General features: G+C 36.0%; 25 protein-coding genes. 4 read left to right on the plus strand and 21 right to left on the minus strand.

Annotated features, from left to right (window positions below):
- Position 1: 1 nt before the first annotated feature.
- Together ptsG and glcT are read right to left on the minus strand one after the other, a co-directional pair.
- The gene (ptsG, locus tag FH036_RS09325) at positions 2–2,065 is read right to left on the minus strand and encodes a PTS glucose transporter subunit IIABC (protein ID WP_044793864.1); all 2,064 of its coding nucleotides are present in this window, start codon (positions 2,063–2,065) and stop codon (positions 2–4) included.
- A gap of 339 nt (positions 2,066–2,404) precedes the next feature.
- Positions 2,405–3,253 carry a glucose PTS transporter transcription antiterminator GlcT gene (gene glcT, locus FH036_RS09330; RefSeq protein ID WP_000073863.1) on the minus strand — a complete coding sequence of 283 codons (849 nt, stop codon included), beginning with the start codon at positions 3,251–3,253 and terminating at the stop codon, positions 2,405–2,407.
- A 165-nt stretch (positions 3,254–3,418) separates the two neighbouring features.
- Between glcT and FH036_RS09335 the strand changes: the two genes are divergently transcribed.
- Positions 3,419–4,225 carry an HAD family hydrolase gene (locus tag FH036_RS09335; RefSeq protein WP_139866821.1) on the plus strand — a complete coding sequence of 269 codons (807 nt, stop codon included), beginning with the start codon at positions 3,419–3,421 and terminating at the stop codon, positions 4,223–4,225.
- Positions 4,226–4,295: 70 nt separating this feature from the next.
- Here the strand turns inward: FH036_RS09335 and phnF are convergent, their stop codons facing one another.
- The 6 genes from phnF to scpA form a co-directional block, all read right to left on the minus strand.
- Positions 4,296–5,027, minus strand: a complete 732-nt coding sequence (gene phnF / locus FH036_RS09340; protein WP_002194085.1) for a phosphonate metabolism transcriptional regulator PhnF — start codon at positions 5,025–5,027, stop codon at positions 4,296–4,298.
- Positions 4,957–5,745: a glucosamine-6-phosphate deaminase gene (gene nagB / locus FH036_RS09345; RefSeq protein WP_001024206.1), complete on the minus strand. Its 789-nt coding sequence runs from the start codon at positions 5,743–5,745 to the stop codon at positions 4,957–4,959. Before nagB ends, phnF begins: the two co-directional genes overlap by 71 nt.
- 4 nt (positions 5,746–5,749) lie before the next feature.
- Positions 5,750–6,892: an N-acetylglucosamine-6-phosphate deacetylase gene (gene nagA / locus FH036_RS09350; RefSeq protein WP_041184248.1), complete on the minus strand. Its 1,143-nt coding sequence runs from the start codon at positions 6,890–6,892 to the stop codon at positions 5,750–5,752.
- A 208-nt stretch (positions 6,893–7,100) separates the two neighbouring features.
- Entirely contained in the window at positions 7,101–8,003 is a 903-nt protein-coding gene (locus tag FH036_RS09355) for a ComEC/Rec2 family competence protein (protein WP_044793862.1), read from the minus strand.
- A 77-nt stretch (positions 8,004–8,080) separates the two neighbouring features.
- Complete coding sequence (gene scpB, locus FH036_RS09360; protein WP_000376222.1) at positions 8,081–8,653, minus strand: segregation/condensation protein ScpB; 573 nt, start codon at positions 8,651–8,653, stop codon at positions 8,081–8,083.
- Between the two features lie 158 nt (positions 8,654–8,811).
- Positions 8,812–9,555 carry a segregation/condensation protein A gene (gene scpA, locus FH036_RS09370; protein WP_001199761.1) on the minus strand — a complete coding sequence of 248 codons (744 nt, stop codon included), beginning with the start codon at positions 9,553–9,555 and terminating at the stop codon, positions 8,812–8,814.
- 169 nt (positions 9,556–9,724) lie between these two features.
- Between scpA and FH036_RS09375 the strand changes: the two genes are divergently transcribed.
- Both FH036_RS09375 and FH036_RS09380 read left to right on the plus strand, forming a co-directional pair.
- A complete protein-coding gene (locus tag FH036_RS09375) occupies positions 9,725–9,820 on the plus strand; it encodes a YjcZ family sporulation protein (protein ID WP_000510194.1) in 96 nt (31 codons plus the stop codon).
- Between the two features lie 99 nt (positions 9,821–9,919).
- Positions 9,920–10,438: a DUF309 domain-containing protein gene (locus tag FH036_RS09380; RefSeq protein WP_000283586.1), complete on the plus strand. Its 519-nt coding sequence runs from the start codon at positions 9,920–9,922 to the stop codon at positions 10,436–10,438.
- Positions 10,439–10,458: 20 nt separating this feature from the next.
- On the opposite strand, the gene ribT is transcribed toward FH036_RS09380, so the two are convergent.
- The 3 genes from ribT to FH036_RS09395 form a co-directional block, all read right to left on the minus strand.
- A complete protein-coding gene (gene ribT, locus FH036_RS09385; protein ID WP_000908396.1) occupies positions 10,459–10,827 on the minus strand; it encodes a GNAT family N-acetyltransferase RibT in 369 nt (122 codons plus the stop codon).
- A gap of 68 nt (positions 10,828–10,895) precedes the next feature.
- Complete coding sequence (locus tag FH036_RS27380; protein ID WP_041184137.1) at positions 10,896–11,078, minus strand: hypothetical protein; 183 nt, start codon at positions 11,076–11,078, stop codon at positions 10,896–10,898.
- A gap of 213 nt (positions 11,079–11,291) precedes the next feature.
- Entirely contained in the window at positions 11,292–11,729 is a 438-nt protein-coding gene (locus FH036_RS09395) for a peptidylprolyl isomerase (RefSeq protein WP_000853792.1), read from the minus strand.
- Positions 11,730–11,916: 187 nt separating this feature from the next.
- Here FH036_RS09395 and FH036_RS09400 point away from each other — a divergent pair, with 187 nt between their 5' ends.
- On the plus strand, positions 11,917–12,783 hold the full coding sequence (locus tag FH036_RS09400; protein ID WP_000850502.1) for a DUF1002 domain-containing protein: 867 nt from the start codon (positions 11,917–11,919) through the stop codon (positions 12,781–12,783).
- A 30-nt stretch (positions 12,784–12,813) separates the two neighbouring features.
- Here the strand turns inward: FH036_RS09400 and FH036_RS09405 are convergent, their stop codons facing one another.
- The 10 genes from FH036_RS09405 to FH036_RS09450 form a co-directional block, all read right to left on the minus strand.
- A complete protein-coding gene (locus tag FH036_RS09405; RefSeq protein ID WP_033691468.1) occupies positions 12,814–13,617 on the minus strand; it encodes a Cof-type HAD-IIB family hydrolase in 804 nt (267 codons plus the stop codon).
- A 96-nt stretch (positions 13,618–13,713) separates the two neighbouring features.
- The gene (spoVAF, locus tag FH036_RS09410; protein WP_000165587.1) at positions 13,714–15,186 is read right to left on the minus strand and encodes a spore germination protein SpoVAF; all 1,473 of its coding nucleotides are present in this window, start codon (positions 15,184–15,186) and stop codon (positions 13,714–13,716) included.
- The gene (gene spoVAEA, locus FH036_RS09415) at positions 15,173–15,742 is read right to left on the minus strand and encodes a stage V sporulation protein SpoVABEA (RefSeq protein WP_001254414.1); all 570 of its coding nucleotides are present in this window, start codon (positions 15,740–15,742) and stop codon (positions 15,173–15,175) included. Before spoVAEA ends, spoVAF begins: the two co-directional genes overlap by 14 nt.
- A gap of 5 nt (positions 15,743–15,747) precedes the next feature.
- A complete protein-coding gene (gene spoVAE / locus FH036_RS09420; RefSeq protein WP_000345905.1) occupies positions 15,748–16,098 on the minus strand; it encodes a stage V sporulation protein AE in 351 nt (116 codons plus the stop codon).
- Positions 16,099–16,101: 3 nt separating this feature from the next.
- A complete protein-coding gene (gene spoVAD, locus FH036_RS09425; RefSeq protein ID WP_001241152.1) occupies positions 16,102–17,118 on the minus strand; it encodes a stage V sporulation protein AD in 1,017 nt (338 codons plus the stop codon).
- Positions 17,119–17,131: 13 nt separating this feature from the next.
- Positions 17,132–17,590, minus strand: a complete 459-nt coding sequence (gene spoVAC, locus FH036_RS09430) for a stage V sporulation protein AC (protein WP_000147735.1) — start codon at positions 17,588–17,590, stop codon at positions 17,132–17,134.
- 14 nt (positions 17,591–17,604) lie between these two features.
- The gene (gene spoVAB / locus FH036_RS09435; RefSeq protein WP_000572932.1) at positions 17,605–18,021 is read right to left on the minus strand and encodes a stage V sporulation protein SpoVAB; all 417 of its coding nucleotides are present in this window, start codon (positions 18,019–18,021) and stop codon (positions 17,605–17,607) included.
- Positions 18,014–18,634, minus strand: a complete 621-nt coding sequence (gene spoVAA, locus FH036_RS09440) for a stage V sporulation protein SpoVAA (RefSeq protein ID WP_000438355.1) — start codon at positions 18,632–18,634, stop codon at positions 18,014–18,016. Before spoVAA ends, spoVAB begins: the two co-directional genes overlap by 8 nt.
- A 116-nt stretch (positions 18,635–18,750) precedes the next feature.
- Positions 18,751–18,849 carry a methionine/alanine import family NSS transporter small subunit gene (locus FH036_RS09445; protein ID WP_000016826.1) on the minus strand — a complete coding sequence of 33 codons (99 nt, stop codon included), beginning with the start codon at positions 18,847–18,849 and terminating at the stop codon, positions 18,751–18,753.
- Positions 18,849–20,375, minus strand: a complete 1,527-nt coding sequence (locus FH036_RS09450) for a sodium-dependent transporter (protein ID WP_000450065.1) — start codon at positions 20,373–20,375, stop codon at positions 18,849–18,851. The genes FH036_RS09445 and FH036_RS09450 overlap by 1 nt, the downstream gene beginning before the upstream one ends.
- Positions 20,376–20,440: the final 65 nt, after the last annotated feature.

Below are 20,440 nucleotides of genomic sequence, written 5' to 3' on the forward strand. Positions count from 1 at the left end.
CCTACTGAATGTCAATAATAGCGTTTTCGCCCTTCTTAACATTTCCATCTTTTTTCAATTCGACTTGTTGCCCTTGTTGTAAATTCGTAAATACAATTGGTGTAATGATAGATGGTGCATTTTCTTTTACAAATGCAAGATCTACTTTTAATAATGGTTGTCCTTGTTTCACTTTGTCACCTTGCGCTACAAGTGCTTCAAAACCTTCACCATTTAATTTTACAGTATCAATACCGAAGTGGATTAAAATTTCTTTTCCACCTTCAGATTGAATACCAATTGCATGCTTTGTAGGGAATACGTTGACAATTTCACCATTAACTGGAGAAACTACTGTTCCTTCTGTTGGCTCAATTGCAAATCCATCTCCCATCATTTTTCCTGAGAATACTTGATCCGGCACTTCTGTAATTGGTAGGATTTTCCCTTCAATTGGTGAAACGATTGTTTCGTTTTCATCAACTTTCTGAGGAGCTTCTTCTACTTTTACAGGCTCTGCTTTTTCAACATGAGGTGTACGACCTGACATAATATCATGAATTTGTGATTTTAATGTGTCAGATTTCGGTCCAAAAATAGCTTGAATGTTATTTCCAACTTCAAGTACACCAGCTGCTCCAAGTTCTTTCAAGCGATCTTTATTTACATTCTTTTGTTCGTTAACTTGAACACGTAAACGAGTAATACAAGCGTCTAAAGAAGCAATGTTTTCTTTACCACCAAGTGCTACTAATACTTCACGAGGAAGTTCACCAGCTTCTGCTTTTCCTGCACCTTCATTCGCATTTGCAACTTCACGGCCAGGTGTTTTTAAATCCCATTTACGGATTGCAAATCGGAATCCGAAGTAGTAAATAACTGCTAGTACAAGACCAACAATAATTACCCACCACCATGCCGTACGGCCTGGTAGTACACCGAATAATAGGAAGTCGATTAAACCACCAGAGAATGTCATACCAATTTTAACACCTAAAATTTGCATTGTCATAAATGATAGACCAGCGAATACAGCGTGAATTCCGAATAATACTGGTGCTACGAATAAGAATGAAAATTCAAGTGGCTCTGTAATACCTGTTAAGAAAGATGTTAATGCAGCAGAACCTAAAATACCAGCTGCTAATTTTTTATTTTCTGGACGTGCTTCATGGTACATTGCTAAAGCTGCTGCTGGAAGACCGAACATCATGAACGGATACTTACCAGTTGTAAATGTACCTGCTGTTAATTCTACACCGTCTTTTAACTGTGCCATAAAGATTTTTTGGTCACCACGAATTAATTCGCCAGCCGCATTTGTATACTGACCGAATTCGAACCAGAACGGTGAATAGAAAATGTGATGTAATCCAAATGGAATTAATGAACGTTCAATTAAACCGAAAATAAATGCTGCTAACGTTCTATTTGCATCAATCATTTGATGTGAGAACGTGTTTAAGCCACCTTGAATGTATGGCCAAACGAAGCACATGATAATACCTACTATTAAAGAGAATGTTGCAGTTGCGATCGGTACGAAACGCTTACCTGCAAAGAAACCTAAGTATGATGGTAATTCAATGTTGAAGTATTTATTATAGCAATATGCCGCTACTATCCCGACGATAATACCACCAAACACTCCAGTTTGTAGCGTTGGAATTCCTAATACGTTTGCATACGCTGGATCTGCAAATCCAATTTTTACTGGGTCTGCTCCAGAACTTGTTACTTTCACTAGCTTATCTACTTCTAAGAACACACTCATCGTTTTGTTCATAATTAAGTAGCCAACGAACGCTGCTAAACCAGCTACTCCGTCTCCACCAGCTAAACCAATTGCTACCCCAACTGCAAATAATAATGCAAGGTTAGCGAAAATAATATCACCAGATTGTTCCATAATTTTTGCTACCATTACGAACCAATCTGCTTTTAATGCAGGAATAACATTTGTTAACTGTGGATTTTGAAATGCATTACCAAATCCAAGTAAAATACCTGCTGCCGGTAAAATCGCAACTGGAAGCATTAACGCTTTTCCGACTTTTTGAAGAACACCAAAGATCTTCTTAAACATGGAAACCCTTCCTCTCTTATCTATATTGATACCTTCCGACAAACGCCAAAAAGACATGAGGAAAAAAAGATAGAACGATAGCTATACAAAGGGTAGTATATCCCTTTCTCTAGCTTACATTCCTTACTTTTCTCCACTCATGCCTGATCGAATCAGTAACACGTGTCAAAAATAGGTTTACGTATAAGTTCACTATAATTAAGGCAAACGTTTTCGTTTTATACCTTAATGTGTTTGTCGAAATTTGTATAACTTTGCAATAGTTATTATACATAACTATTGTAAGCGATTCAATGATTTTTTTTAACGTTTTCATTTTCGACAAAAATATATGTCTTTTTACACATGCTCTGCCTTCACTAAGCGCTGCAGGTGCATCGTTAAATATATACTCTCTGCTTCATAAACAGGAAGTTGCAATTCTTTTTGCATAACCTTAACTAGCTTCCAAGCTAAATTATAACAGACAGGATATTCCGCCTTTAATAAATCAGCAAAACTTTGCGATTCCTCTACTTTTTCTCCTTTTTTCACCCTCTCAATAGCATATTGAAGATGACGAATAAGGCGTAAATAGTGAATACTTTCTTGGTCTAATGTAATTTGTAAGTTCGTCTCAATTAAAGATACAAGCTGTGCAATGAGACGGGAGTTTTGATTAACTGAAGATAAATCTGAATTTGTAAGTGAACTGTAAATATGGAGTGCAATAAACCCGATTTCTCCTTCTGGCAATGTAATTTGCAAACGAGAATTTAAAAGGTTTACAACACCTTCAGCAATTTTATATTCCTCTGGATAGAGCATTTTCGTTTCAACTAAAAAAGGATTATCAATTGTAAACCCTTGTTTTAAACGCTTAATTGCAAAAGAAATATGATCTGTTAAAGCGATATGAATATGTTCATTCAATGGAGATTTTGCTTTTTCTTGAATATAGAACATAATATCATTCATTAATTCAATTAATTTTTCACTCACATGTGGAACTAGCAGTTTGTATTGTTCACGATCACGTTCATTTTTTAGAACAAACATTTTTTCAATTTGTTCTTGCTCCAATACATCTTTCGCTTTTTTCCCAAATCCAATTCCTTTACCAATCACTACTACTTCCTCATGTTCAGGATGGCTAGCAATGATGACATTATTATTTAAAACTTTTTTAATTTCTAGATAATTACTCATATAACACCACCCTCGTACTTAAATAGCCTGCTTTTATGTTACAGAACATTCTTCTTTGTCGTCAATGTAAAACATCTACCATTTCATAAAAATTCATTTTTTAGACATGTTTATATATGATGCGTATAATGTAAGAGCAACTGTACATAGAAAGGAGATAACAACATGATTAAAATGTTTGTAAGTGATATCGACGGTACAATGATGCAACACGGAGGTTTAATTGACGAACAAGATATTGTAGCACTTCGTAGTCTTGCTGAACAAAATGTGATTCTTTGTTTCGCTTCTGGCCGACTTGATAATGAAATTGCAGACTTAATGAAAGCTGTAAATACAAATTTCCACCGCATTAGTGTGAATGGTGTTTTTGTATATACAAATGAAAATAAGCAGCTATTATCTGCAACTTTTGATTCCAGCATTCTTCCTGAATTGTTACACATGACGAATGAAGAGCCTTATTTCCGTTATGTTAGTGATGAACATAATTACTACATTGAAGAAAAAACACCGTTTATTCACGAACTTGAGCAACAAGTAACGATGACTTCTGTCGAAGAACCAAATTTATTACAGAAAATAGATGATACAATTTTCCCGAATAAAATTTCTGTCGGTGGAACAAAGGAGAGCTTGCAACTCCTTCAGAAAAAAATTGATGAAAAATTTCATGGAAAAGTTAGTACGTTCATTTCAGCAGAACAATGCTTAGATGTAATGCCACCTAATATTAGTAAAGGTTCTGCTATTTCTGTTTTATTAAAAGAGTTTCAATTACAACCAGAGGAAGTTGCTTGCATAGGGGATTCTTATAATGATATTCCAATGTTTGCTTTAACTCCTCACAGTTTTGCTATGGCTCAAGCAGATGACGCAGTAAAAGAACACGCTCACTATGTGGTAAATACAGTTAAAGATGCTGTTAACCACGTAATTGCTCATAATAAAAATACGACTCACTCCTTGTAAGGATGAGTCGTATTTTTTCTTTACATGTTAAACAATTTGACATTTACTGTACTTCACAAACTGAAATATATTATTTGTTACGTGCGATGTTTGTAATAAACTTATAACGATCTCCACGATAAATACATTTCACATACTCTAACGGTACTTCACCTTCTGAATATGACCATTGACGCATTACAAGCACTGGCGCCTTTTTAGGAATATGCAGATGTTCCGCTTCATTATCCGTTGCAATTGAAGCTTCGATTGATTGAGTAGCGCTAACAAGTTTGAAGCCCAGTTTTTTCTCTAAATGTTCATATAAAGATTGTTGCAATATTTCTTCGTTAATATCTTTTACAAGAGCTGGCGACAAATATGTCGTCTCAAAAGCAATCGGTTCATCGTCAGCTAAGCGAATACGCCTCACTTCATAAACCGACTCTCCCTCCTGTATTCTCAGCCGGTCTGCTATTTTCGCAGTAGCTGGAACTAGGCGGAAACTTAATAATTGACTACTTGGGTTCATCCCACGAGAAATCATATCTTCCGTGAATCCTGTCATTCCTTGCAATTTTTGTTCCACTTTCGGAAGTTGGACAAACGTACCGATTCCACGTTTCCGATATAAATAACCTTGTTCCACTAAATTATTAATCGCCTGTCTGATTGTCATACGACTCACTTCGAACTTATCGCAAAGTTCATTCTCAGATGGGATTTTATCTCCCGGCTTCCATTCGCCGTCCTCAATTAGCTGTTTCACCCACTCTTGAATCTGATAATAGATCGGAAATGGTGAATACTTGTCGATGTTCATCAGCAATCGCCTCACTGCATAAAGATAGAGCTTCTTGATCAGCGATTACGGTTACATTCGGATGACGTTGTAAAACTGTAGCAGGACACGCTTCACTATATGCACCTTGCAATAATTCTTTAACAGCTTCTGCCTTTTTAGAACCCATAGCAACAAGTAGAATTTGTTTCGCTTTCATAATGCTTCCAATTCCCATTGTAATTGCATGAGTTGGCACATCTTCTTCTTTTTCGAAGAAGCGAAGGTTTGCTTGGCGTGTAGATTCTGTTAATTCAACAATGTTTGTTGGAGAATTAAACGGTGTTCCTGGTTCGTTAAATCCGATGTGACCGTTTTCACCGATTCCAAGAATCTGTAGGTCAACTGGGTTAGCAGCTAGAATGCCCTCGTAACGTTTGCACTCTTCCTCTAAATCACTTGCCATCCCGTTTGGTACATAAGTTTGTTTAAATGGAAGATGATCAAACAACTGTTCTTGCATGAAATAGTGATAGCTGTTTTTATCTTCATGTGGTAAATTTACGTACTCATCTAAGTTTACAGTGGTTACACGGCTTGTATCAAGTTTATTTTTTCGCATTTCTGCATAAATACCTAATGGAGAGCTTCCTGTAGCCATTCCTAATGTTGGATTTTCTTTTGTTTTTACAACTTCTTCAATTAATTTATAACCTGCTTCTGCTAGTTCTTCTGGAGTTTTTACAACAAGAATATTCATTTCATTACTTCCCTTCCTTCATATGAATTCCTAAACGAACCGTATCATATACATGTAAATCTTCATTCATCACAACAAAGTCTGCATCTTTTCCTACCGCTAATGCACCTTTATTATTTAATCCAAACTCTTCTGCTTGGTTCACTGATGTCATTAGTACTGCATCTTCGATTGAACAACCTGTAAATTCAATTACATTTCGGAAAGCTTGATCCATTTTTAGAATACTACCAGCTAACGTTCCATCTTCTAATCGAGCACTACCATCTTTTACATGTACTGGCTGTCCGCCAAGCTCATATAATCCATCTTCAAGACCTTTTGCACGCATTGCATCAGTAATAACACTTACTTTTTTCGGCCCTTTTAATTTATATGCTAATTTCACCATATCCGGGTGAATGTGAATACCATCTGTAATTACTTCAACCATTACATCTGGATTTAATAACACATGACCAACAACTCCTGGTTCACGGTGATGTAATCCACGCATTTGATTGTATAAATGCGTTGCATGTGTAATGTTTCTATTTTTTAGTTGCGCATCAATTGCATCGGTATGTCCCATTGTGCCAACAACACCAGTTTCAGCAAGATATTGCTCAAACTGTAACGCACCTTCTTCTTCAGGTGCATATGTTACTAATTTAATTAAATTTCCACTTGCTTCCTGCCATTGTTTAAATTGTTCAATATTCGCAGGAACAATATGTTCAAGTGGTTGTGCACCTGCACGTTTCTTTGAAACATACGGTCCTTCTAAGTGAATATATTCGAAATGTGCTCCTTTTTCTTTCGCTTCCTTCGCAGCATGTAGTGCTGCTTCGATTGCTTCTGGAGCTTGTGTCATTGTTGTTGGGAAGTAAGTTGTAACTCCTTCTTTTAACATTTCTTTACCTAGAGTTACTAACCCATCGCTATTTGCATCCATCGCATCAATATCGTATCCACCATGAATATGAACATCAATCATACCTGGAATCACAATTTTCCCTGCCGCATCTAAAACCGCTTCATTTTCTTGTGATACATATTGAGCCATCAAACCAATTTCTTTAATTGTTTCTGTGTAACGAATAAATCCGTTTTCCACTACTTCTTGACCTGTATAAATTTTGGCATTGATGACAACTTGCGTTTTCATTTTCATCGATCCTTTCCCATGAAATACCTACTTGTTATTATTACCTTATTCGCCTAATTCCATCTTAATATATGCACGAGTAGTTGTCTATACATTCTAATGAAATTTCCTCTTTGTTTAACAAAAAGGAAACTTAGTACGTCTCTCGCAATTATAATATATGTTATTCATTTTTTCCAAAAAGGAACAGTAGCATCTATTGTATGAATCACTTAAGTAATGGCATTAATCCGCTAGACCCAATTGTAATATGTTCGCCGTCTGTTTCCATTTCTACTGTACGCTTATTTGTTCCATACATCATTATACCATGCTGTTTTAATCGTCTCACTACACTTTGATGCGGATGTCCATACGGATTTTTGCTACCATAAGAAAGAATCGCGAACTGTGGTTCTACCTTCTTTATAAACCTTTCACTTGTTGAAGTGTACGAGCCATGATGTCCCACCTTTAACACATCTGCATGTACATCAAATTGCTTTAATATTTCAGTTTCCGTTCGCACATCAGCATCACCCATTAGTAAAAAATCTGCCTTACCATACCGAATCTTTAATACAATTGAAGATTCATTATTTTCATCTTTGGACTTCCCATTGTTTAATACTTGTATGGAAACATGCGGATCTAGCGGTATGTATTGTCCCTCTTTTACTGAAATGAAAGGGATTCCCCTTTTCTTTATATGATTTCGATACGTATGATAAGTAAGAGAACTATATGTTTTTCCACTATCTAATATAAGTGATACCGGCATCTGCTCTACAATCGGAATGAGTCCTCCAATGTGATCCATATCCGGATGAGTACTGACGATAGCATCTAAATGGTTAATTCCTTTTTCAATTAGTTTTTGGATAACAACCTCACCAGCTTCATAAGGCCCTCCATCAATTAACATCGTTTGTCCATTTGGCAATATAATAAGTGTTGCATCACCTTGTCCAACTTTTAAGAAACTCACTTTCATTTTACCAAAATGTTGCCGCTGCATATGTAAAGGAGACGCGGTATGAATAGACATCATATACCTTTTGGCAGATGCACTATTTAAAGAAAAGCATAACAAAACTGAAACTAATAATAAAACACTTCGTATACCTCTCATAACTCGTCTCCTTTTTTCAATTAGTATGGCACGGTATATAATTGATATACAAAAAAGCTTAGCAAAATGCTAAGCTTTTATTTCGATATCTCTTGTAAAGAACCGAAAAATAAATCCGCTTCATTCATTTGTTCGTTTTCTTCAGAAAGCGGAGGTAAATCATCTAATGTTTTTAATCCAAATGTGTCTAAAAATTCTTTTGTCGTTCCATATAAAATCGGACGCCCAGGTCCTTCTGCTCTTCCCATTTCTTTTATAAGTAAGTGTGATACTAACGTTTGTAACGCCTTATCGGTTTTTACCCCTCTAATCTCTTCCATTTCTGTTCTTGTAATGGGTTGACGATATGCAACAATTGCTAACGTTTCTAGCGCAGCCTGAGAGAGTGAAGCAGCTGTTGGGATATCTATTAGTTTTTGATAGTACGACGCATGTTCTTTCTTTGTAGCAAAACGATATACTTTTGCATACTGTACAATTTGCAAACCTCGGTGTGCACCTTCACATTCTTTTTGCATTTCTTCTAAAATATCGATTACTTCGTTTCCTTCAATTTCAAGGACTTTTGCTATTTGTTCAGGAGAAATCCCTTCATCACCAGAAACAAATAAAAGCCCTTCAATGATTGATTTCTGTTCTGTTCTATCCATCTTACGAGCTCCTTCCTCCTATTTTCTCCATAAAAATACACATCAAAAAACCGAATCACAATCAATGCGTTCGGTTCAATATTTTTTCTCTTGTTCCAAACGATACATTCAAACCTAGCATGAGATATACTATTTCTATCCCATTTTCCATACTAACTCTATGCAGATTTAGTATAGCTTGATACGAAAATTTCATCAAAATTATGTTCTTGTTCAATTACGATTTGTTGATTTTTCATAAGCTCAAGAACCGCTAAAAATGTTACAACCATGATTTCCCGTTCATCATCAACAAACAAATCATAAAAACTTTGACGACCACCTTGTAGTTCTAACAGCTTTAAAATATCCGTCATACGCTGTTCAATTGGTATTTCTTGACGAGTAATACGTGTTGTCACAGGTTTCTTTGCTTTTTTACGGCGCATTAATTTTTGAAATGCCGCTAGCATATCATATAACGTAACATCAAGAGGCAAGCTTGTCTCCTCTTCTTGTTGCAACGATGTAAAATCAATTGGCGGACGTGTATATAGCTGTGCTCTTTCTTGTTCTCTTTCTTTTAGTTCAGTAGCAACTTGCTTATATTTCTTATATTCAATTAACCTCTCCATCAATTCTTGACGAGGATCATCTATAAAGTCATCACCGTTATCAAGTACATCTTCTTCATGTTTCGGCAACAACATTTTACTTTTAATTTGTAATAACGTTGCAGCCATTACTAAATACTCACTTGCAACATCTAATTGTAGTTCTTTCATCGTATGAACATAAGATAAATATTGCTCTGTAATTTCCGCTACAGGAATATTATATATATCAATTTCATAACGATGTATTAAATGTAACAATAAATCTAAAGGCCCTTCAAAAGCCTCTACTTTAAAATTATACTGCACAAAGCATCCCACCACATTTTTTCTATAACAACATAAGTATAGAGCATACTCATGTTCTATCCAACCTTTTTAAGAAATTTAATTAAAAATAGACCTATGCCTATGGCATCATGCCCACCACTTCATATGATAACAGTGTAGTAAGAACAATGTAGGAGGTCAAAAAACTATGGGTCACGTTGATTGTGGTTTTAGCGGTGGGTTCGCATTACTTGTTGTATTGTTTATTTTACTCATTATTGTAGGGGCAGCTTGCTTCTGCTAATATGAACAATAAACGACTAGGGAGAAATTCCCTAGTCGTTTATTGTTCATATTTCTATGATAAACTTATACTTATAACCGTTAGATAGGGGCGAAGAAAATGTATCCTACGGAATACATACAGTTTTTAATTCATTTTCACGGAGATTATGATTATTTTGAATGCCACGAAATACTGGAAGAATATTGGAAAACAAAACCGAGAGGAAATCGGGATCATTATTTAGTCGGCCTCATTCAAATTGCAGTTTCTTTATATCATCACAGACGCTCTAACTGGAATGGCGCAGAGAAGATGATGAAAAGCGCCATAACGATTTTAGAAAAAAACAGTGCACATTTACTTCGTTTAGGAATAAATGAGGCACAACTTCTGTTCTTACTCAAAGATAAATTGCAATCTATCCAGAAAAAAGAAAGTTTTACACCGTTATTTTTACCATTGTCGGATACAACATTAGAAAAGTACTGCATAGAATTATGTCAGAAACAAAACCTTCCTTGGAAAGACGTGAATGCTACTTCTAATGAATTTATAATACATAAGCACACATTACGTGATCGAACAGAAGTCATCGCTGAACGAAACGAACAATTACAAAAAAGAAAGCAGAGATAATAAACTACTTATCTCTGCTTTCACGAATGTATATTTTGTTCAAGCTCTTTACACTTTTTGCAAAAACTTGCTGTTTGCTCATTTCCGCAAATTGTAAATTCAAGAAATTTACTCTTTAACTCTTGAACCATCTTCGTCCCAATACCCATATGACGGTGAGATGGATTCACACTCAAATGCTGAATTTCCAAAACTTGATTCTCTTTTTTTACAATCCCCATTATCCCAACAAAATCTTCGTTTTGTTTCCACAAATACAATTGCCAATCATCCTTTGCTTCATAATCTTTCATAGTCAATTGTAATGTTTTCACATCTTTTTCAGTTGGCATAAATGAAAGAAGCCCCATTGCAATCTTTTCATAACTTTTTTTAAAACGAATTAACATAACCCTTATCCCTTCTTACAAAAGTTACAAACTATTAAATCCCCTCAATCACTCTTTTCATATCACATTCATTTTACAATATTTTCAACAGAGTGAGAAGAGCTTAAAACAACTTGATAATCATACAAAGCGAAAAGAAGAAAGTCAAATATACGTTTCATTACTATTTTTGTTAAGTAGATAAAAGAAGAAACACTGTTATATGAAAGTGAAAAGAAACATCCACCGCTCATTATCACTTCACTATTCATCACCTTAGAGCAGATGAATTCTAGCAAAATGAATGTAATAAACAACTTTTATTGAAATGTGTAATCTAATGTATTCTATGTAATTTGTTAATATTTTGTTCTCATAAGCGACTTATTTTCACTACAATCACATTACTACTTGTATCATGTACCGTAAACGAAATACCCATTCCTATTAAAAAAAGAGAGCAATAGCTCTCTTTTCTCATTCACTTATTCTTCCCAAACTTTAACTTCTTTCATTACATCACCTTGACGCATGTTTAATACTGTTTCAATACCGCTTGTTACTTTACCGAATACAGTATGTACACCATCTAAGTGTGGCTGTGGCTCATGAACGATAAAGAATTGGCTACCGCCTGTGTTACGGCCAGCATGAGCCATAGAAAGTGATCCTACAAGGTGTCTATGAGGATTTCCATCAGTTTCACATGGGATAGAGTAACCTGGGCCACCCGCACCTGTTCCTGTTGGGTCTCCACCTTGGCTTACGAAGCCAGGAATAACGCGGTGGAATGTCACACCATCATAAAATCCTTGCTCTGCTAGTTTTTTAAAGTTTTCTACTGTTTTTGGTGCCTCTTCTGGGAAAAATTCCAAATCGATTTTTTCACCATTTTCCATTACTATGTATCCTAAAGTTTTCATACGTATATGTCTCCTTTCAACTATCTCAGCACTATATTACCACATTCATGACTAGAAACAAAAAGAATCCGACAATCTACATACTTCTTTTTTGAAATGTGGAAAAAGCTAGGTGACAAATAAGAAATATATACTATAATAACTGTGTTGCCCGAAAATTTTAGAAAGAGAAAGGGAGCGATTTTTCGTGAAAACGAAATTACTAGCTCTGCTATTAGCTGTAGCAGTATTTATTATGCCAACAGCTTCGTTTGCAGACATCATCGAAGGAGAATCAATTGTTACACTAGGAGAAAACTTGTCTGAACAACAAAAACAAGATCTGTTAAAAGAAATGAAAGCACCAAAAGATGCTACAATTATTACTGTGTCTAATGCGGAAGAACATAAATTTCTAGAAGGGATTGTTCCAAAAGCGCAAATTGGTACGAGAGCAATTTCCTCTTCTATGATCACATACACAAAGCCAGGTTCTGGTCTCATTGTACGTTCAAAAAACATTAATTCAATAACAGATGCAATGTACACAAACGCACTTATTACAGCAGGTGTGAAAGATGCAGAAATTCAAATTACTGCACCATTTAAAGTTTCTGGAACTGCTGCTTTAACTGGTTTAATGAAAGCCTATGAAACAACATCAAACAAAGCAATTCCTGAGGAAGTAAAAAAAGTAGCCAATGAAGAAATGGTGCAAACATCCCAGCTCGGCGATAAAATTGGTGAAGAAAAAGCAGTTCAACTTGTTGCGAAAATTAAAGAAGAAATTGCCAAAGAGCAGCCAAAAACGACTGAAGATTTACGTTCATTAATTAAAAAAATTGCGGATCAACTTGGTATTACATTAACGGATGAACAGTTAGATAACTTAGTTGCTCTATTTGATAAAATGAAAAATCTTAACATTGATTGGAATCAAGTTGGCAGTCAGTTAAATAAAGCAAAAGAACACGTTTCTGCCTTTTTAGGATCTGAAGAAGGGCAAAGTTTCCTAGATAAAGTGAAAGATTTCTTCTCAAGTATCATTGATTTTGTTAAATCGTTATTCAAGTAAAAAGAAGCTCGCTAGTAGCGAGCTTCTTTTTTATACAAGTAACGGCAATTTCATAATAGCTTCTTCAACCGAACGAACAATATGATTCGCTTTCTCCTTCACATATGGATGAGCATGGTGCAGAGTAAATGAATGCGGGGTTACTTCAAACATAGAAATATCATTGAAAGAATCTCCAATGCATGCAACTTCATTTGCTTCAATTTGCAAATGTTCCATTAGTCGTCTTAAAGCACTCCCTTTACTTACTCCCCTTGGCATAATGTCAACATAGCGTTTACCAGACATAAAAACTTCCGCTTCGTTCTGAAATGTATCTCGTAATTCTTGATCTAATGCTTCAATTGTCTCTTCTTCCCCAAAAACAAACAATTTCGCAGGATGTACAGTTTTACCAAATTCCTCTTCTAACGCTTCAATTTCAGCGATATGCACGCCCATATACGCTTCAAAATTATGGTGATGTTCATTCTTCCTTTTTGTATATCGCTGCTCATTTGCACAAACAATATCCGCTAGTCCTTTTTTATGTATATATCGATATATTTCCTGGGCAACCGTATTTTCAAAACTCGATTCATAAAATAAATTCCCATCCGGAAGTAACATTGTCGCTCCATTTAAGCCAGTTGTGTAATATGGGAATGCAAACCTATTTACGACTTCATCAATTCGATGAGTAAAGCGGCCTGAGGCAAAACAAATATTTGTCCCTTTTTCAGCTAACCAACAAATTGCACGTTCATCTTCTTTTTGCATATGATTTACATTGTAAACGAGCGTGTCGTCTAAATCACTTACAAATAATTTAATCATGTCCTCTTCCCCTTCCATACACAATATCTACTCTAAGTGTACACAAAAAATGTTTGATTTTTGTTAAAAAACAATAAATTTTTGCTAAAAAAATAAACGGGTGTATAATCCCGTTTATTTTTGTCTTTTTACATTTTGAGGTCTTACAATACTTGGTCGTACTTTTAAACTAGACATCGTCGGACGGAGTAGAATTTTTGTTAATGCGCCCCAATCAAATGGTAAAAACGGCCATAAATAAGGGGTTTGCAAACTTTTTATAGACGTTAAAAATAAAATCAATATCGTCATACCAATTACAAATCCCATCTCATGAAAGAGACCTGTCAAAATAATAACAAACAATTTTCCAACCTTATTTCCAAGTCCTAATTCATAACTCGGTGTTGCATATGCCCCGATCATAGAAACTGCTACATACAAAATAACTTCTGGTACAAACAAACCTACATCAATTGCTATTTGACCAATTAATATGGCAGAAATTAATCCTGCTGCAGATGATAACGGCGTTGGAGTATGAATGGCTGCCATCCTTAAAAATTCAAGCCCTACTTCTGCCATTATCACCTGTAATAAAATTGGTAAATGTGTCATCTTAGTCGGTCCAATAAAAGCAAGATTTTCTGGTAAAAGAGTTGGATCAAATACAAACACTAACCAAAACGGTAGTAAAAACAAGGAGAATAAGACACCTAAAAAGCGTACCCAACGTAAAAATGTTCCGACAGCTGGATTTTGTCTAAACTCTTCTGCATGCTGTAAATGATGAAAATATGTTGTTGGCGTAATCATAGCACTCGGTGATGTATCAACTAGTACTAGAACATGTCCTTCTAATAAATGATTTGCTGCTACATCCGGTCTTTCTGTATATCGAATAAGCGGGAATGGGTTATAGCTTTGCTTTACAACAAATTCTTCCACTGTTTTATCCGCCATCGTAATGCCATCGACATCGATGTTATTTAATTCTTGTTTTATAATCTTTACTAAATCTGGATTTGCAACATCTTGTACATATGTAATACAAATATCCGTTTGCGATCGATCCCCTACTCGAATAATTTCATTTCGAAGACGTGGATCTCGAATTCTTCTACGAATTAACGCTGTATTTACAACGATATTTTCAACAAATCCATCTCTCGCACCGCGTACTACTTTTTCAGTATCTGGCTCTGTCGGTGTTCGTCCTGGGTAGCTACGAACATCTATCGCAAACGCTTCTGTTTCGCCTTCCACAAATATAATAATAAGCCCTGATAACGCTTGAACCATTACTTCATCCATCGTTTTCACTTTACTTACTTGCTGATGAATTAAACGATTCTCTAAAAGCTTTACTGTATCTTCTTCAACATCCCTTATTTCATTCGTATCCACAGCTTCTTCTAAAATAGGAATAATATAATTCGTATCACAAAGTCCATTTACGAATAACACAGCAATTTCTTTATTCAAAATTTGAAATTTACGAATACCAACATCAAATGTAACGCCTAATCCAACCGTTTGTTTTAAATAATTTTCATTGTCACTTATGAAAGTTGAAATAGGGATATCTATTTTTTTAGGCTTCGTCATAAAACCCACTCCTTTCCAAAATTAACTGAATTGCTTTTTTCGTAATTGGTGAGCCTCTCTCCCATTCATCATTTCCACACATCTTACCAATATCACCAATTCCAACAATGACAGGAACATTCAAATCATCTAAACAATAAATTGTATCTCCACTAATTCTGCCAATTTCACCATCTGGGAGTCCAAACTTATCAACGCCATATTCCGTTAAATTCCCGTTTCGATCCACGCTTACATCTACACGTGCCCATTCCCAATGATGTGTATTAGACGCTACCGCTAAAATCCCAAGTACATCAATTTGTTTATGCGTGGCTACATATTTTAAAGCTTTTTCACCAGATCCTTCTCCAATAAATCCACTGTCATCAAACATGACAAATACAGGGTCATATGGCGTTTGCATAATAAGCTCAACAACTTTCTTCCCTGTCAATTTGGTTGGATTGCTTTGTGATGCTGAAATACACCTTCCCCCAAATTCCTTCGTTAAAAGCTCAATTGTTCGCTTTGCATATTCATCTCCATCTGTGACCAAAACAACCCTTCGTCTCATTTGATTTATCCTTTCGGTTTACATATAAGTGCTATAAAAAATGAAAATAATATTGCTGCAGAAATACCTGCAGATGTTAAACTAAACATACCCATACCAATCCCTATATATCCATGTTTTTCTGCCGCATGCATTGCCCCGTGTAATAGGGAATGTCCAAAACTTGTAATAGGAACTGTCGCCCCAGCACCAGCAAACTTTATAAGCTTATCGTACAATCCAAATCCATCTAAAACTGCTCCTATCACCACAAAGGTAGCCATTAAATGAGCTGGTGTTAACTTTGCAAAATCTAACAATACTTGTCCAACTAGACAAATAGCGCCTCCTACAAGAAATGCATATATAAAATCCACAATTCACTCTCCCTTCACTCTCTCAAATACGACACCATGTGCAATTGTTGGAATTGTTTCTTTCTGCTGCATCATCATCGGGCTTAATAACGCGCCAGTAGCAACGACAAAAATTCGTTGTAAATTCCCTTTTTGCATCTCGCTTAATAAATGACCATATGTGACAACAGCTGAACAAGCACAACCACTACCACCTGCAAATACTTCTTCTTGACCCGAATCATAAATCATTAATCCGCAATCATTATATATATGCCCAATATCATAACCTTCTTCCAGTAACAGTTGTTTCGCGATCGGTGTCCCAATAGCAGATAAATCACCGGTAACAATCACATCATAATCATTGGCACTTCTCTTCAAATCTTCAAAATGCTGCTGAATTGTATGAGCTGCAGCCGGCGCCATCGCCGATCCCATATCTAAAGGGTTCGCAATTCCTAAATCTTGTACTTTTCCAATCGTAGCCGACGTAATTTTAATGGCACTTTTTTCTTTACTAATTAATATGGATCCCGCACCTGTAACAGTGGAATTTGCTGTTCCTGGTTTTTGTCCCCCATACTCTGTTGGATAACGAAACTGTCTTTCAGCTGTTGCATTATGACTACTTACCGTCGCTAAAACACGATTTGCGAATCCACCATCTATAAAGGCTGATCCGACCGCTAAAGTCTCCATCGAGGTCGCACAAGCACTAAACATGCCTAAAAAGGGAATTCCCCACTTACGCGCAACGTAATTTGCTGTTACTGTTTGATTTAATAAGTCACCCGCTAAAAAGAAATCAATTTGTGATGTTTCTACATTTGCTTTTTGCATGACTTGTTGAATAGAATCTGACATTAATCTTCGTTCCGCAAGCTCCCAGTTTTCCTCTCCGCAATGTAAATCATCATATGAAATATCAAATTCCTTTCCAAGAGGGCCTTCAGCTTCTTTTGGACCGACGGCAGTACCGGTTGCATTCACATAAATATCATTTTGAAATACCCACGTTTGTTTTCCTGTCAACCTCATACTAGCCCCTCCTTTAAGACATAAAAATTTTAAAAGTATATCTTATTAACCCAATAATGTACGCCCCGACAACACCAAAAACGATTACACTTCCCGCTAGCTTAAACATGTTTGTAGCAACCCCAAGTACAATTCCTTCACTCTTATGCTCTAGCGCAGCACTTGCCATAGAATTCGCAAATCCCGTAACAGGTACGGCCGAACCTGCTCCAGCAAATTGACCGATTTTATCATATACACCACAACCTGTTAAAATCGCCGATAATAGTACAAGAGTTGCGACTGTTGGATTTCCTGCCTCTTGTTCACTAAAATGAAAATAATGTATATAAAATTTCATCAATACTTCTCCGATTGTACAAATGAATCCACCTACAAAAAATGCCTTAACACAATTTATAAAATAATTTGGCTTCGGATGGTACTCCTTCACTTTATTTACGTAATCGTCCTTTAGTTTTCGCCCTGTCATTTATATATTGCCTCCTACTTTACGAAATAAATCCAGTGAAACAACGAGCCTATTACTTTTCCAAGTACAAGAGCAACGAGTAAAACAACAATCTTCCCCTCTACCCCTACTCGTTTCGCTAAAATAGGTAGAACATTTAACACTTCCGTTAATGCGGCAGCGAGCATTCCAATGAATGTGCCACAAAATATTCCTAATATAACAAGCCAATATTGCGATGTTTGAAATGTAATATTTTTCAAACTACACCAAGCTCCTGTTAATGTACCTGCAATAACTGCCCACTCAAAATATTGAATGTGCTTTCCACTTCTCGTTAATTGAGCTAGACGAGGGATTATACCAAGTACAGCTAAAAACGCAACATATCCGCTACCTACAGCAATTCCTCCTGCTAAAGCAATTAAAATAACGAATCCAGACTCAATCATCGGTAAGTTGTTTCATATTATCCTTGTTTTCATGAACAATTACATATTGGTCAAGTGATTGCTGGTATTGGAACATCTCCACTTCTAACGGACTCGGCTCTTCATTAATACGCTTTTGAAATACATGATTAAAAAATAAAACCATGCCTAGCCCAAGACCTAATGAATAAGGAATTTGAAATAAAAGTGGTTGCGCCTTAAATTCTCCCGTAATCATGTAATATAACCGTTGGTGCACTTGTTGCATGCTTACATCTTCATGAAAATATATAATGGCAAGGGCTGCTCCAATGAAAAGTAACAACCATACAAGTCCGAAAAAAATCGGATGTACTTTCTTTTTTTCATATATAATTTCAACAAGAGTTTGTCCAGAACCGAGTAAATTAATTTGTATATGAGCGGTTTTTCGCCTAATAATCTCAATTATTTTCATAACATCAATTACAACATGCGTTTTATCACGCGCTGTAATTTTATAAATTACCTCATCCTGTAACGACTGAACTACTGCAGCATCTCCGGCAAGTTGAGCAACATCTCCCAGCTTTACTTCATACGTAGGAGAAACTTTTAATCGATTACGCATTTTAATATAAATTGTTTGTTCCAATTTCCATTCACCTCTTCACTCTTCCTCGTAGTTGTAGTATGGTTATTCAATTTTTTTCTAATACAATTTTTTCATAAAAAAACATCTGTACCATTTCGGTACAGATGTTTTTTAGTTTATGCTTTTTTCTTAAATAAATTTGCAATGCTTAATGCGAGCCCTCCCCAAATGACTACTATTCCAATAACCATCATCATAATCGCTGATCCACTCATTATGAAACACCTCGATCTTTCCATTCTTTTTCAAGCTTAGCAGAATCTGAATGTATTTGTGCATTCCATTTCTTTAAACTAATGATTAGCGCAATGATAAGGAACGCTGCTGCAATTGACCAACCATATGTTACGACAAACTCCGTTGAGTAACCTCCATAGTTCTTTTTAATATTTTGGATTGTACCATCAATTAACATGTACCCTAACATAAGCGGAGTAATAACGAGTAAACTCACCCTCCAAAACGTCCCTAACTTAATATCAGATACGAAGTTTGCGTGATTTTGATAAACTGGTAAACGACGTAAAATGAGTCCTATCGTAACTACTTCCGCTAGAGCAATCGTAATTAATCCGAAGTTATTAGCGAAGTAATCCACAACATCTAGGAACATAAGCCCGCCACGTGTCGCAAAAACGAGAGAAACGAGTACGAGAAGCGTCCCCATAATTCCAATTGTTTTCTGGCGACTTAAGCTGAACTTTTCAGATACAGCAGCAAAACATACTTCCGCAAGCGAGATGAGGGATGTAATTCCGGCAACCGTTAATGATAAGAAAAATAATACGCCAAATAAAGGTGACATCGGTAATTCATTAATAATTTGCGGGAATACTACGAACGCAAGCCCTACACCAGCACTTGCCACTTTATCAACTGGTACTCCCATATTATTTGCCATAAATCCAAGAGCCGCAAAGACCCCAATCCCTGCTAATAATTCAAATCCTGAGTTTGCAAATCCAGTAATAAAAGCGTTATTTGTTGTATCTGAGTTTTTCGGTAAATAACTAGAATACGTAATCATAATTCCAAATGCTAAAGATAAGCTAAAGAAGATTTGACCGTAAGCAGCAAGCCATACTTTTCCGTCAAAAATACGACTCCAATCTGGTTTAAAGAATGCATCTAATCCTTGCATCGCACCTTCCATCGTCACTGCACGAACTACGATAATAAGGAACATAACAACTAGTAAAGGGATGAAAATACGGTTCACAACTTCGATTCCTTTTTTAACTCCTTTAAAAGCAACACCAAGCACAATAATCCAAACGAGAGCTAGTGGAATTAATACTTCCGGTACGAGCCCTCCAAACTGTCCCGGTTTATCTGCAACATGTAAATACTCTTTAAATAAAAATGATTCCGTGTCTTTCCCCCATGCGCCAGTAATTGCAAAATACGTATAAGAAATAGACCAAGCAATAATTACTGCATAATATGTTGAAACGATAAACGTTACACACATTTGCCACCATCCGATGAATTCAGCACGCGGATGAATACGAAAGAACGTAAGTGGCGCTGAACCACGGTGACGATGCCCAAGAGCAAATTCAAACGCCAATAATGAAATACCAGTCGTTAATAATGCGAATAAGTACGGTAAAAAGAATGCGCCTCCTCCATTTTCATACGCCGTATAAGGAAAACGCCATATGTTTCCTAATCCAACGGCAGAGCCGACCGCTGCAAAAATGAATCCAGCCCTCGTTCCCCATTGTTGCCTCGTTTCCATATTTCCTTCCCCCTTTGTGACAAGTTCATAATTGGATTATATTTTAAATTTACTAAATTATCAAT

Source organism: Bacillus sp. CD3-5 (assembly GCF_006349665.1).
Classification (GTDB): domain Bacteria; phylum Bacillota; class Bacilli; order Bacillales; family Bacillaceae_G; genus Bacillus_A; species Bacillus_A paranthracis.

Bases quoted from the DNA above. Each gene is read 5' to 3' on its own strand.
- spoVAF (WP_000165587.1), bottom strand. From the start codon at position 15,186: ATGACGAAGCCTAAAAAAATAGATATCCCTATTTCAACTTTCATAAGT.
- ptsG (WP_044793864.1), bottom strand. From the start codon at position 2,065: ATGTTTAAGAAGATCTTTGGTGTTCTTCAAAAAGTCGGAAAAGCGTTA.
- FH036_RS09405 (WP_033691468.1), bottom strand. From the start codon at position 13,617: ATGGAAGGGGAAGAGGACATGATTAAATTATTTGTAAGTGATTTAGAC.
- scpB (WP_000376222.1), bottom strand. From the start codon at position 8,653: ATGGATAGAACAGAACAGAAATCAATCATTGAAGGGCTTTTATTTGTT.
- FH036_RS09375 (WP_000510194.1), top strand. From the start codon at position 9,725: ATGGGTCACGTTGATTGTGGTTTTAGCGGTGGGTTCGCATTACTTGTT.
- FH036_RS09450 (WP_000450065.1), bottom strand. From the start codon at position 20,375: ATGGAAACGAGGCAACAATGGGGAACGAGGGCTGGATTCATTTTTGCA.
- ribT (WP_000908396.1), bottom strand. From the start codon at position 10,827: ATGTTAATTCGTTTTAAAAAAAGTTATGAAAAGATTGCAATGGGGCTT.
- spoVAEA (WP_001254414.1), bottom strand. From the start codon at position 15,742: ATGAGACGAAGGGTTGTTTTGGTCACAGATGGAGATGAATATGCAAAG.
- FH036_RS09355 (WP_044793862.1), bottom strand. From the start codon at position 8,003: ATGAGAGGTATACGAAGTGTTTTATTATTAGTTTCAGTTTTGTTATGC.
- FH036_RS09395 (WP_000853792.1), bottom strand. From the start codon at position 11,729: ATGAAAACTTTAGGATACATAGTAATGGAAAATGGTGAAAAAATCGAT.
- spoVAC (WP_000147735.1), bottom strand. From the start codon at position 17,590: ATGACAGGGCGAAAACTAAAGGACGATTACGTAAATAAAGTGAAGGAG.
- spoVAD (WP_001241152.1), bottom strand. From the start codon at position 17,118: ATGAGGTTGACAGGAAAACAAACGTGGGTATTTCAAAATGATATTTAT.
- FH036_RS09445 (WP_000016826.1), bottom strand. From the start codon at position 18,849: ATGAGTGGATCAGCGATTATGATGATGGTTATTGGAATAGTAGTCATT.
- nagA (WP_041184248.1), bottom strand. From the start codon at position 6,892: ATGAAAACGCAAGTTGTCATCAATGCCAAAATTTATACAGGTCAAGAA.
- FH036_RS09380 (WP_000283586.1), top strand. From the start codon at position 9,920: ATGTATCCTACGGAATACATACAGTTTTTAATTCATTTTCACGGAGAT.
- phnF (WP_002194085.1), bottom strand. From the start codon at position 5,027: ATGAACATCGACAAGTATTCACCATTTCCGATCTATTATCAGATTCAA.
- nagB (WP_001024206.1), bottom strand. From the start codon at position 5,745: ATGAATATTCTTGTTGTAAAAACTCCAGAAGAACTAGCAGAAGCAGGT.
- spoVAB (WP_000572932.1), bottom strand. From the start codon at position 18,021: ATGATTGAGTCTGGATTCGTTATTTTAATTGCTTTAGCAGGAGGAATT.
- FH036_RS09335 (WP_139866821.1), top strand. From the start codon at position 3,419: ATGATTAAAATGTTTGTAAGTGATATCGACGGTACAATGATGCAACAC.
- FH036_RS27380 (WP_041184137.1), bottom strand. From the start codon at position 11,078: ATGAATAGTGAAGTGATAATGAGCGGTGGATGTTTCTTTTCACTTTCA.
- glcT (WP_000073863.1), bottom strand. From the start codon at position 3,253: ATGAGTAATTATCTAGAAATTAAAAAAGTTTTAAATAATAATGTCATC.